Below are 13929 nucleotides of genomic sequence, written 5' to 3' on the forward strand. Positions count from 1 at the left end.
CTATAAGCCCGCGTCTTTCCACGACGCCAGCCCCAGCCGCTTCAACAGCCGGCCCGACAGCCCGCAGCTCCAGCAACTGATTTGGATTTGCCGCCGCCGTGCCGGGTCCGCATGCCAGGCTTGCTCGGCGTAGGCGAGCAGGGCGTCGCTGAGGGCGGAGTTGTCGGCGACGGGCGGCAGGCGCGACATCAATTCAAGCACGCCGTGGGTGGCCTCCTTGATTTTCAGCAAACCGGCCAGCAGGGCGCGCAGGACGGCGCCGTCGATGTTGCTGCTTGCTTGCGTGAAACGCTGCTGCCAGCACGGGCTGCGCGTCTGCCACAGGGCCAGCAGCGCAGGCACGTCGGCGGACTGCAGTTGCCCGATCAGCTCGTCCGCCTCGAGAAACAGGTCGAGGCGGTCGTATTCATCGTCGTCGCTGCACAGCAGTTCATCCAACTCGTTTAACAGGCTCATGCCACCACGTTCGTCGGTGTACCCCGTTCGAACGCTTCCACGTTGCCGATCAAAATGTCGGCCAGCTTTTGCATGGCTTCGCCGCTGGCCCAGGCCGTGTGCGGCGTGAGGATGAAGTTGGGCAGGCGCAAATTGAGCAGCGGGTTGTCGGGCGGAGGCGGCTCCTTCGATAGCACGTCGAAACCGGCGCCGGCGATCACGCCGTTTTTCAAGGCCTCCGCCAGCGCCGCTTCATCGACGAGGCCGCCCCGCGCCGTATTGATCAATAGCGAGGTCGGCTGCATGCGCGCCAGTTCCTTTGCTCCGATGATGTTGCGTGTCTTGTCCGTCAGCGGCAGGTGCAGGCTCAGCACGTCGGAACTGGCCAGCAATTCGTCGAAGCCCACTTCCTTCACGCCATCTTCATTGATGGGCGAACGGTTGTGCACGATCACCTGCATGCCGAAGGCGCGGCCCAGCTGGGCCACGGACTTGCCCAGCGCACCATAGCCCAGCAAACCCAGGCGGCTGCCGGCCAGGTCGCGGATCGGGTGGCCGAACAGGCAGAAGCGGTCGGACGCCTGCCACAGGCCCGCTTCCACGTCCGCACGGTAGGCGACCAGCTGGCGGCGCAGGGCCAGCATCAGGGCCAGCGTGTGTTCTGGCACGGTGGCGCGCGCATAGTCGCGGATATTCGACACGACGATGCCCCGCTCGCGGCAGGCGGCCAGGTCGAGGATATCCGTGCCCGTGGCGGCCACGGCGATCATTTGCAGGTCCGGCAATTGCGCCAGCTCGGCCGCGCGCAGCGGCACCTTGTTCGTGATGGCAATGGTGGCGCCTTGCAGGCGAGCCACCGTCTGTTCGCTGCCCCTGGTGTGCGCATGTTCTTCCCAGCTGTGGGCGAAGGCGGGCGGGCGCACGGTGGCGATCAGGTTGTCGCGGTCGAGAAAGACGATGCGGTGCGGGTGCGGCGATGTGCTTGCTGCGGTCATGGCTGGGCCTCGGTCTGGGTGGCGCGCGCGCTGGGAAGGCTGCTCTTGCCTTTCAGTTGCGTGGCCGGGTGGTTGGTAAACATGTCGGCGACCCATTCGACAAACACGCGCACCTTGGCCGACAGATGGCGGTTGGGCGGATAGATCACGTGGATGGGCAGCGGGTCGGATTCCCATTCGCTGAGCAATTCCACCATTTTGCCTTGTTCTATCAGGGGCGCAAGCATGAAATGCGTCATTTGCACGATGCCCAGGCCCGCCAGTCCGGCGGCCGTGTAGGCATTCGAGTCGTTCAGGGCGATATGGCTGGGCATGGCGATCTGGATGCGGTCGCCGGCGCGCGTGAAATCCCAATCGAAGGTTTTACCGGTCTTGGCGGAGAAAAAATTCACGCCCCGGTGCTGCGCCAGGTCGTCCGGATGCAGCGGCGTGCCGTGCTGTGCCAGGTAGCCGGGCGAGGCGCACGTCATGAAGTGCAGCACGCCGACCCGGCGCGCGATCAGGTTCAGGTCGCCCAATTCGCCGCCGCGCACGGCGCAATCGACGCCTTCCTCGATCAGGTCGACGGGGCGGTCGCTGCAGCCCAGTTCCAGCGAGATGTCCGGGTAGCGGGCAAAGAAGTCGGGCAGGGCGGGGATGATCAGTTCGCTGGCCAGGGCCGTGGGCGCATCCACGCGCAGCCGCCCGCTAGGGCTCAGCCGCGTGCGCGACAGCGATTCCTCCGCCTCGCGCACGTCCGACAGGATGCGCACGCAGCGCTCGTAATAGGCGGCGCCATCGGATGTGATGCTGACGTGGCGCGTGGTGCGGTTGAGCAACTTAACCGACAGGCTCGCTTCCAGCGACTGGATCAGGGTCGAGACGGTGGCTTTCGGCAGCTGCATGTTTTCCGCCGCGCGCGTAAAGCCGCCCGCATCGACGACTTGGATGAAAACTTCCATGGCTTGCAGCTTGTTCACTTGATTCCTTATCACTTTATGCTTGATTATTCATAATCCTGAACAATCAATTCGTCATTGCACTCTTTATCAGATTGTAGATCAAGTCTATAGTTGTTGTACTGCAGCATAAATGTGATTGCCGCAGGAAGTTCACAGGAGAAAAATCATGGGTCATCGGAATGGAATCTTTGCAGTGCTTGCTCTCGCTATGAGCTCGCTCGCTCTGGCCGCGATGGTATCGACGGATGCATACTCGATGGCGGCGCAAAGCGAAGCCAGCGGTTATAGCGCCCTGACCCATGAAGTGGGCGGCGTCGCCCTGTTGTGCCTGAACGACACGGTGCTCGATGCTGCGGTGCCGCCGGTGGTGGCGCAATGAGCTTTGCCGACACCGCGGCCGAACTGGCGCCTGGCCAGGCTCTGAAGATACGCGACATCCAGGTGCAGGGCGCGCAGGATGCGCTCGGCGCGCGGGTCTACACGGCCGGCGTGCCGGGCGCCAAGCAGCCGAACCTGATGGTTTTCTTCCATGGCGGCGGCTTTGTCGACGGCGACCTGGACGACGCGGACGACTTCCTGCGCTGCCTCGTGCTGAGCAATCCCGACCACGTGGTGCTGGCCGCGAACTACACCTTGGCCCGCGTGCGGCCATTTCCCGCCGCCGTGGAAGACGCGCATGCCGTGCTGCTGTGGGCAAAAAAGAACAAGTCCAAGCTGGGCTGGACGGGCAAGCAGATGGTGGTGTCGGGCATCGAGGCGGGCGCCAACCTGGCCGCCGTATGCGCGATGATGTCGCGCGACCGGGGCGGACCGCCCCTCGCGGGCCAGGTGCTGATCATGCCCATGCTCGACCCCGGCCTGTCGACCTGCTCGATGCGCTCCTTGCCGACCTGTCCCGACCTGGCGGAAGTGGCGGACCAGTGCGCCGCCGCCTACCGCGGCTACCTGCCGAATGCCGCTGACCGTACCCACCCGTACGCGTCGCCATTGCAGTCGAGCCGCCTGAAGAACCTGCCGCCAGCCTTGATCTTGTCCAGCGAAGACGACCCATTGCGCGACGAGGCTGAACAATACGGCAGCAAATTGATCGCCTGCGGCATCAAGACGACCGTGCGGCGCATGGCCGCCGCGCCACTGCAAGACGCCACCGCCCGCAATGAGTGCGCGTGCAAGGTACAGGTATTGAGCGAAATTAGCAGTTTCGTCGCCGGACTGGGGCAGGAGCCCGAGTCATGACGCCGCCATCCGCGGCACCGCAAAAAAACTTACACTAATCAGTTTACTTTTTGAGTTTTGGTTGCTACACTACGCAGTGTAGTTCCCTTCCTGCCTGAGTTGTGCGTTCGCACAGCCAGCTTCGTCGTCCCCGTCCGCTTTTAAGCAGCTGGCGGCCTGTTTACCTTTGATCGAGCGCCGTCGGGCGCCATGGCACCACCATTCACTTTTTCAGTTGGGTTGCTTCCTGCCGCCCATACCATTAGAAATTTTCATAAAACAGGGAAATAAAATGAAAAACGTTCAACAATTTTCCACTCTGCTGAAGCCCCTGGCTGCCTCGCTCGCGCTGGCAGGTCTGGTGGCCGTGAGCCTGGCCGGCTGCGATTCGGCCAATAGCAAGGTGCCCGACGCGCCAGCGGCCGGCGGCCCGCCCATCTCGGCCGCCGCCGTGGTGGAAAAACAGATCACGGAAACGCAGGAATTCTCGGGCCGCCTGGAAGCGATCGAGCGCGTGGAAATCCGCTCGCGGGTCGGCGGCTTCATCACGGCCGTCAACTTCAAGCCGGGCAGCGAAGTCAAAAAAGGCGACGTGCTGTTCGTCATCGACCCGCGCCCATTCCAGGCCGAAGTGTCGCGCGCCGAAGGCACGGCCGCCTCCGCCCGCGCCAAGGCGGAACTGGCCAAGCTGGAACTGTCGCGTGCTGAAAAGCTGCTGGCCGAAAAAGCCATCGCCCAGCGCGAATTCGATGAAAAGGCATCGGGCTTGAAAGAGCTGGACGCGAATGCCCGCTCGGCGCAAGCCGCATATGAAGCGGCCAGGCTGAACCTGTCGTACACGCAGGTGCAGGCTCCGATCAGCGGCCGCGTCAGCAAGGCGGAAATCACCGTCGGCAACCTGATCGACGCTTCCGCCATCCTCACTTCCGTGGTGTCGACGGACCGCATCTACGCCAGCTTCGACGGCGATGAAGATACGTATCTGCGCGTGGCCGGCACGGCGCAAAAGGGCACGCCCGTCACCGTCAAGGTGGGCCTGGCCAACGAAACGGGCTTCCCGCATGAAGGCAAGCTGGAATTCGTCGACAACCAGCTCGACCCGGCCACGGGCAGCGTGCGCATGCGCGCCACCTTCGCCAACGCCGAGCGCCAGCTGGTGCCGGGCCTGTTCGCGCGCATCCAGCTCGACGGCGGCAACGGCCCGCAGGCGCAAAGCACGGCGCTGTTGATCAGCGACCGCGCCGTCGGCACGGATCAAAGCCGCAAATATGTGTACGTGGTGGGCGCCGACAACAAGGCCGAATACCGCGCCGTCAAGCTGGGCCCGAATTCGGACGGCTTGCGCGTGGTGCGCGAAGGCCTGAAGGCGGGCGAAAAGATCGTCGTCAACGGCTTGCAGCGCGTGCGTCCAGGCGCACCCGTGACGCCGCAGATGGTGGCCATGGATTTCGACCCGACCGCGCCTGTCGCTCCCGCAAAACCTGAAGTAAAAGACGCCAAGATCGCCGCGAAAGCAGCATCGACTTCCAAGGAATAAACATGAATTTTTCCCGCTTTTTCATCGACAAGCCGATTTTCGCGGCGGTGCTGTCGATTGTCATATTCGTGGCCGGGCTGCTGTCGATTTTCGGCCTGCCCATCTCCGAATATCCCGACGTCGTGCCGCCATCCGTGGTGGTGCGCGCGCAATACCCGGGCGCCAACCCGAAAGTGATCGCCGAAACCGTGGCCGCGCCGCTCGAAGAGCAGATCAACGGCGTCGAGAACATGCTCTACATGTCCTCGCAAAACACGTCCGATGGCGCGATGATGCTGACCGTGACCTTCAAGATCGGCACCAACGTCGAGCAGGCCGAGACGCAGGTGCAGAACCGCGTGCAGCGCGCCTTGCCGCGCCTGCCCGAGGAAGTGCGCCAGATCGGCGTGACGACCGTCAAATCGTCGCCGAATCTGACCATGGTGGTGCACCTGGTCTCGCCGAACAAGCGCTATGACGACATGTATCTGCGTAACTACGCGGTGCTGAACGTCAAGGACCAACTGGCACGTCTGCCCGGTATGGGCGACATCCAGATCTTCGGCGCCGGCGACTATGCCATGCGCATCTGGCTCGACCCGCAAAAGGTAGCGGCGCGCGGCATGACGGCCAATGACGTCGTCGACGCCATCCGCGAGCAGAACGTGCAGGTGGCTGCCGGTGTCATCGGCGCTTCGCCGGCGAAAAACTCGGACTTCCAGCTGACCGTCAATACCCAGGGCCGTCTGCAGACGCCCGAGGAATTCGGCGCCATCATCGTGCGCACGAATGCCGACGGCGCCGTCACGCACCTGAAGGACGTGGCGCGCGTGGAAATGGGCGCCAACAGCTACTCGCTGCGTTCGCTGCTGAACAATAATCCTGCCGTCGGCATGGGTATTTTCGAAGCGCCGAACGCCAACGCGCTGCAATTGTCGTCCGACGTGCGCGCCAAGATGGACGAACTGAAGAAAGACTTCCCGCAAGGCGTGGAATACCGCATCGAGTACGACCCCACGCAGTTCGTGCGCTCGTCCATCGAAGCCGTGATCCATACCTTGCTGGAAGCCATCGCCCTGGTGGTGCTGGTGGTGATCATCTTCCTGCAAACCTGGCGCGCCTCGATCATTCCGCTGCTGGCCGTTCCCGTGTCGATTGTCGGTACCTTTGCCGTGATGCTGGGCTTTGGCTTCTCGATCAACACGCTGTCGCTGTTCGGCCTCGTGCTGGCCATCGGTATCGTCGTCGATGACGCCATCGTGGTGGTGGAAAACGTCGAGCGCAATATCGAGGAAGGCTTGTCGCCGCGCGACGCCACCATCCAGGCCATGAAAGAGGTGAGCGGTCCTATCGTCGCCATCGCCCTGGTGCTGTGCGCCGTGTTCGTGCCGATCGCCTTCGTGCCAGGCTTGTCCGGCGAGTTTTACCGCCAGTTCGCGCTGACGATCGCCATTTCGACCGTGATTTCCGCTTTCAGCTCGCTGACCCTGGCGCCAGCCCTGTCGGCCGCGCTGCTGAAACCGCACGATGCGCCGAAAGACGCGCTGACGCGCGGCATGGACATGGTCTTCGGCCGCTTCTTCGCCTGGTTCAACCGCTTCTTCGGCCGCGCTTCGCACCGCTATGAAGCGGGCGTGAAGGGCGTGTTGGGCCGCAAGAGCGCGTCGCTGGGTGTGTATGCGCTGCTGGTCGTTGCCGCCATCTTCACCTTCAAGTCCGTGCCGGCCGGCTTCGTGCCGGCGCAGGACAAGCAATACCTGGTGGGCTTTGCGCAATTGCCTGACGCCGCTTCGCTGGACCGCACGGAAGATGTCGTGCGCCGCATGTCCGACGTCATCAAGTCGGTGCCTGGCGTCGAATCGACCATCGCCTTCCCCGGCCTGTCGATCAACGACTTTACCAATGCGCCGAACGCCGGTATCGTGTTCGCCACCCTGAAACCGTTCGATGAGCGCAGCAGCAAGGAATTGTCGGGCGGCGCCATCGCGGCCGAGATCAACAAGCGCCTGGGCGGCATCCAGGACGCCTTCATCATGGTCTTCCCGCCGCCGCCCGTCAACGGCCTGGGCACCATCGGCGGCTTCAAGATGATGATCGAAGACCGCGGCAACCTCGGTTACGACGCGCTGTACAACGCCACCCAGTCGCTGGCCGCGAAAGCGTACCAGACGCCGGAACTGGCGGGCGTGTTCTCGGGCTACCAGATCAACGTGCCGCAGCTGTTCGCCGACGTCGACCGCGTGAAAGCCAAGCAGATGGGCGTGCAGCTGCAAACGATTTACCAGACCTTGCAGATCAACCTCGGTTCGCTGTACGTGAACGACTTCAACCAGTTTGGCCGCACCTACCAGGTGCGCGTGCAAGCCGATGCCGCGTTCCGTTCGCATGCCCAGGATATCGCGCAGCTGAAAGTGCGTAATGACAAAGGCGAAATGATCCCGCTGTCGTCGTTGATGCGCGTCAAGGATAGCTATGGTCCGGACCGCGTACAGCGCTACAACGCGTATGCCGCAGCCGATTTCAACGGCGGCGCCGCCCCTGGCGTGTCGAGCGGCCAGGCGCAAGCCGCGCTGGAACGCATCGCCAAGGAAGTGCTGCCGCAGGGGATTTCGTATGAGTGGACGGAGCTGACCTACCAGGACATCTTGTCCGGCAATACAATGATCTACGTCTTCCCGCTGTGCGTGCTGCTGGTGTTCCTCGTGCTCGCCGCCCAGTATGAAAGCTGGACCCTGCCGCTGGCCGTGATTTTGATCGTGCCGATGTCCATCCTGTGCGCCTTGCTGGGCGTCAAATTGACGGGTGGCGACAACAACGTGTTTACTCAGATCGCGCTGTTCGTGCTGGTGGGGCTGGCGTCGAAGAATGCGATTCTGATCGTGGAATTTGCCCGCGAACTGGAAGAGCATGGCCGCACCGTCGTGCAAGCGGCGCTGGAAGCGTGCCGCCTGCGTCTGCGTCCGATCCTGATGACGTCGATCGCCTTCATCATGGGCGTGGTGCCCCTCGTGTTCTCGCACGGCGCCGGTTCGGAAATGCGCCATGCGATGGGCGTGGCGGTCTTCGCCGGCATGCTGGGCGTGACCTTCTTCGGACTGTTCCTGACGCCCGTGTTCTATGTACTGCTGCGCACCCTGGCGCAGCGTTTTGAGAAAAAACCAGCCGATGCTGCCGCCAAGCCTGCCGCCGCGCCAGCATTGAACCTGGAAGGAGATATATATTGAAAACCAAGGAAATCATCTGGCGCGTCAAGCCTGTGCTGACCGCCATGGCCGCAGCCGTGCTGCTGGCCGCCTGCGCGGCGCCGGAGTTCAAGCAGCCGCAGATCGAGACGCCGACGGCGTTCAAGGAAGTGCAGACGGCGGCCGACGGCACGCGCTGGAAGCAGGGCGTGCCGGCCGAGCGCCAGGCGCGCGGCGAATGGTGGCTGGCCTTCAATGATCCGGCCCTCACAAGCCTGATCAACGAAGCCACGCAGGCCAATGCCAACCTGGCCGTCGCCGCCGCCCGCGTCAAGCAGGCGAGGGCGATTGCCGGCATCGCCGAAGCGGACCGCATCCCGCAAGTGGGCGTGAACGTGGGCGGCCAGCGCAACCGCGCCTCCGCCGTGTCGCTCGGCTTGCCGAACGGCGCGCCGGTGGCGGCCACGAATGTCTACCAGGCGAATCTGACGGCCAGCTACGAAGTCGACCTGTTCGGCCGGGTGGCATCGAATGTCAGCGCCTCGCGCAGCGATGCGCTGGCCGTGGAAGCGACTTACCGCTCGGTGCTGCTGTCCTTGCAGGCCGACGTGGCGCAAACCTACTTCCAGCTGCGCGCCACGGATGCGGAACTGGCGACACTGGCCCAGACGGTGCGCCTGCGCGAGGAAAGCGTGCATGTGAACCAGCGCCGCTATGACCTGGGCGACATCGGCGAATTCGATTTGTCCCGTGCCCGCACGGAGCTGTCGACCACGCGCGCCGAAGCCATCGGCCTGCAGCGCCAGCGCGCGACCAGCGAACATGCGCTGGCCGTCCTGCTGGGTAAACCGGCCGCCAGCTTCACGGCGACCGTCAACCCGCTGCAGGACAGCGGCTTCCTGCCCGTGATCCCGGCCGGCATGCCGTCGTCCCTGCTGGAACGCCGTCCGGACATCGCGTCGGCGCAGCGCACCATGGAAGCGTCGAATGCGCGCATCGGCGTGGCGAAATCGGCCATGTTCCCCGCGTTGACCTTGAACGCTTCCGGTGGCGGTGCGTCCGATACCTTCTCGGACATCTTCAAGTGGAGCAGCCGCTCCTGGCTGCTGGGCGCCCTGATGTCGATGCCGATCATCGACGGTGGCCGCAACAAGGCTGCCGTGAGCCGCAGCGAAGCGCAGCTGGAAGAGTCGGTGGCGACGTATCGCCAGAGCGTGCTGGTGGCGTTCGCCGAGGTGGAAGACAACCTGGCCGGCCTGCGCATCCTGTCGGGCCAGACGCAGCAGATCGATGAAGCCGTCGTCTCGGCGCGCCGCTCGGCCGACCTGGCGCAAAAGCTGTATGACGCGGGCCGTTCCAGCTACCTCGATCTGCTGGACGCGCAGCGCAACCTGGCGGCCATCGAGCGCAATGCCGTGCAATTGCGCGGCAACCGCGCCGTCACCACGGTGGCGCTGATCCGCGCCCTGGGCGGCGGCTGGGGCGAGACGGAGCCGCAGGTGGCGGCTAACTGATTTCCGGCACCGCGGGTTGGCATGCCCGGCCCGCGGCAAGGAAAACATCGTCAAAACGGCGTCGTGCGCTTGCACGGCGCCGTTTTTTTGTTTTCAGCGAGTTGAATCCGTTTGCGGCAAGGCCGCGTAAGTACTCCTGCAATCACGCAAATGCAGTCATCCAGGAGATACCATCATGCGCACCTTTATTCCCGCAGCACTGTTTGTCACCGCCTTTACTTCCCTGCTGGCCGCCAGCGCCCCGTTTGCCGCCGACATGACGACCATGGTGGGCGGCCAGAGCATGTACCCGAGCAAGGACATCGTCGACAACGCCGTCAATTCGGCCGACCACACGACCCTGGTCGCTGCCGTCAAGGCGGCCGGCCTGGTCGATACCTTGAAAGGCAAGGGCCCGTTCACCGTGTTCGCGCCGACGAATGCGGCGTTTGGCAAGCTGCCGGCAGGCACCGTCGACACCCTGGTGAAACCGGAAAACAAGGCGACCCTGACGAAAATCCTCACCTACCACGTGGTACCGGGCAAATACGACTTCAAGGCGCTGGCGAAGGAGATCAAGATGCATGACGGTAAGGCGACCCTGCCCACGGCCAGCGGGGGCAAGCTGATGTTCGCCATGAACGGCATGCACAACATCGTCGTGATGGACGAGGGCGGTAACAGCGCCAACATCAGCACCTATGATGTGTATCAATCGAATGGCGTGATCAATGTCATTGACACGGTGCTGATGCCAAAATAAACGGACGAAAAAAAAGACAGGGAAAACCCTGTCTTTTTTGCCTGCATGGCACCGATTACTTGGCTGGCGCTGCTGCTGGTGCGGAAGCTGCCGCTGCGGCCGGAGCTGCTGGCGTTGCCGGTGCTGCTTTTTTCGCCTTGTGATGCTTGGCTTTCTTGTGCGCGGCCGGTTTGACGGCGGCTGGCGCTTCAGCCTTGGCTGCCGGTGCGACGGCGGCGGCGGAAGCTGCTGGAGCGGCCGGTGCTGCAGGTGCGGCTGGCGTCTGGGCGAAAGCGGCGGTGGCGAACAGGCTGGCGATCAGGGTGGCGATAACTTTTTTCATGATGAAATCCTATAAGGTAATGGTGCGAATGAAAATCGGGTGCTGATGGACGGGATTACTTGCTTGCTGCAGGCGCTGCTTCAGCGGTGGCCGACGCCAGTTTGGCATCTGCCTTGGCCTTGGTTTTTTTCGCAGTGTGATGCGCCTTGGCCTTGGTGGTGGCAGCTTCCGTTTTTGCGCTGGCGACTTCCGTTTTGGCGGCGACGACAGCTTTCGCTTCCTTGGCGTCCGCTTTCACGACGGCTTGCGCTTCCTTGGCGTCAGCCTTGACGACGGCCTTGGTGTGGGCAGCTTCCACTTTGGCGGGAACCGAGGCTGCGGGGGCTGCTGGCGTTTGAGCAAAGGCAGCGGTTGCGAACAGGCCGGCGATCAGGGTAGCGATTACTTTTTTCATGGTGCAGTCCTCAGTGGTGGTTTGTCTGGTATGTCTGTTGGTGCCGGGATGATTCCCGTGTCACTGAGCATAAAACGCGCCCCCGGACGCTTGCGTTGACGGCCATTACAATCGCTTACATCTGCGTGGCATCCGCGGCCAAAATGGCTTTCAGGATGTCTTCCGAACGGCGCTGCCCGTAGCCCTTGCCGTAGGCGCTCGATGCGATGCTCACCACCATGCGGCGCGCCGGTATCACGTAGATCTTGTTGCCGCCATTGCCCGAGGCGAAATGCACGGCGATCTTTTTCCCGGCCACGTCCTGCGTCTTCGCGTACCAGAAATAGCCGTAGCTGTCGGCATAGCGGTCGACGGCGCCGATGGCCACGCGCGGCGCCAGCGCTGCCTTGAGCCAGGCGGCGTCGATCACCCTCTTGCCGTCAAATACGCCGTCGTCCAGCACCATCTGGCCGATTTTTGCCGTGTCGCGCGCGCGCAGCGACAGGTTGCCCTGGCCTTTAGGGTGGCGTGCCACGTCGCGGCCCCAGTTCCAGCGCGTGATGCCCAGCGGCGCGAACAGCGCCTTGGCGGCGTAGTCTTCCAGGTCGGCGCCGCTGGCGTTTTCCACCACGCGCCCGGCAATGTACGAACCCAGCGAGTTGTAGCGGTAGATGCTGCCCGGCTTTGTTGCGGCCGGCACGCCGCGCACGAAGGCGGCGGGGTCGGGCGCTTAATCGAGCTTGTCTTCATTGCCGGGCGAGTGTTCGTCTTCATCGAAGGCGGCCAGGCCCGAACGCATGGTCAGCAAGTCGTCGAGGACGATCTTGCCCGCCGGGCTGGCAGCGACTTCGGGCCAGTAGCCGCCCACCGTTTTTGTTGTCGCCAGCTGGCCGCGCGCCACGGCTGCACCCACCAGCAGCGCGGTGATGCTCTTGCCGGCCGAGCGGATGTCGTGCAGGGTGTCGGCCGTCTCGCCGTTGTAATAGCGCTCGGCGACGATGGCCCCGTCGCGCAGCACGACGACGGCGCGCAAGTCGTCATGGCTGTCGCCGTCCTGGGCTTGCAGGACTTGATCGAGGGTGGCGGGGGCGCTGTCCTGCGCCAGGACAGGGCATGACAGGAGGAGGGCACTCAATAGTGAAAACGGCAGGCGGCGCATGGACAGCTTTCGTGGCGATGGTCGGATTGCCAGTGTCGCCCAATTGCGCCGTTTTGTCGCGCGCATGCTGGCCTGTTCGATGAAGTTTGCGTGAAGGCGCGTCGGACGAGCACCATGCAAAAGGGACAGCCGAAGCTGTCCCTGGTACGCGAAGTGGCCACGCAAGCGCAGACCCGGCGGATGCGCTCCCGTGGCTACATTCGGCTTACTTTGCCGGTGTGGCAGCAACTGCGGCGTCCGCTTTTGCCGCATCCGCTTTTACCTTGGCTTTGCCTGCCTTGTGATGGGCCTTGGCCTTGGTGGCTTTGGCGTCGGCCTTGGCGCTGGCGACATCGGCTTTCGCATCGGCTGCGACGACCGCTTCCTTGGCGTCGGCTTTCACGACAGCCTTGGTTTCCTTGGCTTCTGCCTTGGCGACGGCTTTCGTGTGGGCCGCTTCCGCCTTGGCGGGAACCGACGCTGCCGGGGCGGCAGGGGTTTGGGCGAAGGCTGCGGTAGCGAACAGGCCGGCGATGAGGGTAGCGATAACTTTTTTCATTTTATTTTCCTGGCAAGTGGTAAGTGATGGTGTGTCGATGATTACTTGGCGGCTGCTGGCGCTGGTACAGATGCTGGCGCTGCAGCGGTGGCCGAAGCCAGTTTTGCGTCGGCCTTGGCCTTGGTTTTCTTGGCTTTGTGGTGCGCCTTGGCTTTGGTGGACGTTGCTTCCGTTTTTGCGCTGGCCACTTCCGTTTTCGCGGCGACGACGGCTTTCGCTTCTTTTGCATCCGCTTTCACGACGGCTTGCGCTTCCTTGGCGTCGGCTTTGACGACAGCCTTGGTGTGCGCCGCTTCCACTTTGGCGGGGACCGACGCTGCCGGGGCGGCAGGGGTTTGGGCAAAGGCTGCGGTAGCGAACAGGCCGGCGATCAGGGTAACAATTGCTTTTTTCATGGTGCAGTCCTCTGTGGTGGTTTGTCTGGTATGTCTGTTGGTGCCGGGATGATTCCCGTGTCACTGAGCAGAAAACGCGCCCCGAAAGGTTATGGTTGACCTTGTTTACACTTTCTTACAATCAGGTGATTTAAGCGACGTTCATTGATGAAGGCGGCATGAAAATGCAAAAAAGACAGCCGAAGCTGTCTTTTTGTGTGGCGCTGAAAATGCGCGGAGGGACTTACTTGGCTGCTGCTGCGGTCGCTTCAGTCTTGGCTTCGTCAGCCTTGGCTTTGGCTTTTTTCGCTTTGTGATGGGCTTTTGCCTTGGTGGCGGCTGCGTCGGCCTTGGCGCTGGCGACATCGGCCTTGGCATCGGCGGCGACGACTGCTTCTTTCGCATCGGCTTTGACTACGGCTTTGGTTTCCTTGGCTTCCGCTTTTGCCACTTCCTTGGTGTGCTTGGCTTCGGCCTTGGCAGGCACGGCTGGCGTTTGAGCAAAGGCTGCGGTAGCGAACAAGCCGGCGATCAGAGTAGCGATTACTTTTTTCATGGTGCAGTTCCTCGAGAAGTGGGGTTGTAGTTCAGGAGATGCATTTCCCCTGTCACTGAGCCAAAAA

The 13929-nt window shown here is 62.9% G+C and carries 14 protein-coding genes and 1 pseudogene; 6 read left to right on the forward strand and 9 right to left on the reverse strand.

Annotation, left to right across the window (positions count from 1 at the left end; genetic code table 11):
• Genes O3298_RS08515 through O3298_RS08525 form a run of 3 tightly spaced genes read right to left on the reverse strand, consistent with a single transcriptional unit; the run spans position 1 to position 2389 of the window.
• Entirely contained in the window at positions 1-456 is a 456-nt protein-coding gene (locus O3298_RS08515; RefSeq protein ID WP_305059029.1) for a hypothetical protein, read from the reverse strand.
• Positions 453-1430, reverse strand: a complete 978-nt coding sequence (locus O3298_RS08520; protein ID WP_305059030.1) for a D-2-hydroxyacid dehydrogenase — start codon at positions 1428-1430, stop codon at positions 453-455. Before O3298_RS08520 ends, O3298_RS08515 begins: the two co-directional genes overlap by 4 nt.
• Positions 1427-2389 (reverse strand): LysR family transcriptional regulator, encoded by a 963-nt coding sequence (locus O3298_RS08525; RefSeq protein WP_099667375.1) that lies wholly within the window; start codon positions 2387-2389, stop codon positions 1427-1429. The genes O3298_RS08520 and O3298_RS08525 overlap by 4 nt, the downstream gene beginning before the upstream one ends.
• Positions 2390-2579: 190 nt before the next feature.
• On the opposite strand from O3298_RS08525, the gene O3298_RS08530 reads away from it, so the two are divergent.
• From O3298_RS08530 to O3298_RS08555, 6 genes are all read left to right on the forward strand, one after another.
• Positions 2580-2750 (forward strand): hypothetical protein, encoded by a 171-nt coding sequence (locus O3298_RS08530; protein WP_171985059.1) that lies wholly within the window; start codon positions 2580-2582, stop codon positions 2748-2750.
• Positions 2747-3607, forward strand: a complete 861-nt coding sequence (locus O3298_RS08535) for an alpha/beta hydrolase (protein ID WP_251348172.1) — start codon at positions 2747-2749, stop codon at positions 3605-3607. The genes O3298_RS08530 and O3298_RS08535 overlap by 4 nt, the downstream gene beginning before the upstream one ends.
• A gap of 271 nt (positions 3608-3878) precedes the next feature.
• Positions 3879-5123, forward strand: a complete 1245-nt coding sequence (locus O3298_RS08540; protein ID WP_289904479.1) for an efflux RND transporter periplasmic adaptor subunit — start codon at positions 3879-3881, stop codon at positions 5121-5123.
• A gap of 2 nt (positions 5124-5125) precedes the next feature.
• Positions 5126-8326: an efflux RND transporter permease subunit gene (locus O3298_RS08545; RefSeq protein ID WP_099667378.1), complete on the forward strand. Its 3201-nt coding sequence runs from the start codon at positions 5126-5128 to the stop codon at positions 8324-8326.
• Between the two features lie 44 nt (positions 8327-8370).
• Positions 8371-9798: an efflux transporter outer membrane subunit gene (locus O3298_RS08550; protein ID WP_305059856.1), complete on the forward strand. Its 1428-nt coding sequence runs from the start codon at positions 8371-8373 to the stop codon at positions 9796-9798.
• 265 nt (positions 9799-10063) lie between these two features.
• The gene (locus O3298_RS08555; RefSeq protein WP_257219082.1) at positions 10064-10540 is read left to right on the forward strand and encodes a fasciclin domain-containing protein; all 477 of its coding nucleotides are present in this window, start codon (positions 10064-10066) and stop codon (positions 10538-10540) included.
• 55 nt (positions 10541-10595) lie between these two features.
• Here O3298_RS08555 and O3298_RS08560 read toward each other — a convergent pair whose 3' ends face one another.
• The 6 genes and pseudogenes from O3298_RS08560 to O3298_RS08585 form a co-directional block, all read right to left on the reverse strand.
• The gene (locus O3298_RS08560; protein ID WP_152257397.1) at positions 10596-10862 is read right to left on the reverse strand and encodes a hypothetical protein; all 267 of its coding nucleotides are present in this window, start codon (positions 10860-10862) and stop codon (positions 10596-10598) included.
• Between the two features lie 55 nt (positions 10863-10917).
• Positions 10918-11256 (reverse strand): hypothetical protein, encoded by a 339-nt coding sequence (locus O3298_RS08565; RefSeq protein ID WP_099667380.1) that lies wholly within the window; start codon positions 11254-11256, stop codon positions 10918-10920.
• Positions 11257-11371: 115 nt separating this feature from the next.
• Positions 11372-12646: pseudogene (locus O3298_RS08570) on the reverse strand (serine hydrolase domain-containing protein).
• Positions 12600-12932: a hypothetical protein gene (locus tag O3298_RS08575; RefSeq protein WP_289904483.1), complete on the reverse strand. Its 333-nt coding sequence runs from the start codon at positions 12930-12932 to the stop codon at positions 12600-12602. Before O3298_RS08575 ends, O3298_RS08570 begins: the two are co-directional and overlap by 47 nt.
• A 41-nt stretch (positions 12933-12973) precedes the next feature.
• The gene (locus tag O3298_RS08580) at positions 12974-13327 is read right to left on the reverse strand and encodes a hypothetical protein (RefSeq protein ID WP_305059031.1); all 354 of its coding nucleotides are present in this window, start codon (positions 13325-13327) and stop codon (positions 12974-12976) included.
• Between the two features lie 223 nt (positions 13328-13550).
• Positions 13551-13862 (reverse strand): hypothetical protein, encoded by a 312-nt coding sequence (locus O3298_RS08585; RefSeq protein ID WP_099667384.1) that lies wholly within the window; start codon positions 13860-13862, stop codon positions 13551-13553.
• Positions 13863-13929: the final 67 nt, after the last annotated feature.

It is taken from the genome of Janthinobacterium sp. SUN137 (assembly GCF_030587265.1).
Classification (GTDB): domain Bacteria; phylum Pseudomonadota; class Gammaproteobacteria; order Burkholderiales; family Burkholderiaceae_D; genus Janthinobacterium; species Janthinobacterium kumbetense.

Excerpts from the sequence above, each read along its gene's own strand:
- O3298_RS08515 (WP_305059029.1), bottom strand. The coding sequence starts at position 456 with ATGAGCCTGTTAAACGAGTTGGATGAACTGCTGTGCAGCGACGACGAT.
- O3298_RS08520 (WP_305059030.1), bottom strand. The coding sequence starts at position 1,430 with ATGACCGCAGCAAGCACATCGCCGCACCCGCACCGCATCGTCTTTCTC.
- O3298_RS08530 (WP_171985059.1), top strand. The coding sequence starts at position 2,580 with ATGAGCTCGCTCGCTCTGGCCGCGATGGTATCGACGGATGCATACTCG.
- O3298_RS08535 (WP_251348172.1), top strand. The coding sequence starts at position 2,747 with ATGAGCTTTGCCGACACCGCGGCCGAACTGGCGCCTGGCCAGGCTCTG.
- O3298_RS08540 (WP_289904479.1), top strand. The coding sequence starts at position 3,879 with ATGAAAAACGTTCAACAATTTTCCACTCTGCTGAAGCCCCTGGCTGCC.
- O3298_RS08545 (WP_099667378.1), top strand. The coding sequence starts at position 5,126 with ATGAATTTTTCCCGCTTTTTCATCGACAAGCCGATTTTCGCGGCGGTG.
- O3298_RS08550 (WP_305059856.1), top strand. The coding sequence starts at position 8,371 with ATGGCCGCAGCCGTGCTGCTGGCCGCCTGCGCGGCGCCGGAGTTCAAG.
- O3298_RS08555 (WP_257219082.1), top strand. The coding sequence starts at position 10,064 with ATGGTGGGCGGCCAGAGCATGTACCCGAGCAAGGACATCGTCGACAAC.
- O3298_RS08560 (WP_152257397.1), bottom strand. The coding sequence starts at position 10,862 with ATGAAAAAAGTTATCGCCACCCTGATCGCCAGCCTGTTCGCCACCGCC.
- O3298_RS08565 (WP_099667380.1), bottom strand. The coding sequence starts at position 11,256 with ATGAAAAAAGTAATCGCTACCCTGATCGCCGGCCTGTTCGCAACCGCT.
- O3298_RS08575 (WP_289904483.1), bottom strand. The coding sequence starts at position 12,932 with ATGAAAAAAGTTATCGCTACCCTCATCGCCGGCCTGTTCGCTACCGCA.
- O3298_RS08580 (WP_305059031.1), bottom strand. The coding sequence starts at position 13,327 with ATGAAAAAAGCAATTGTTACCCTGATCGCCGGCCTGTTCGCTACCGCA.
- O3298_RS08585 (WP_099667384.1), bottom strand. The coding sequence starts at position 13,862 with ATGAAAAAAGTAATCGCTACTCTGATCGCCGGCTTGTTCGCTACCGCA.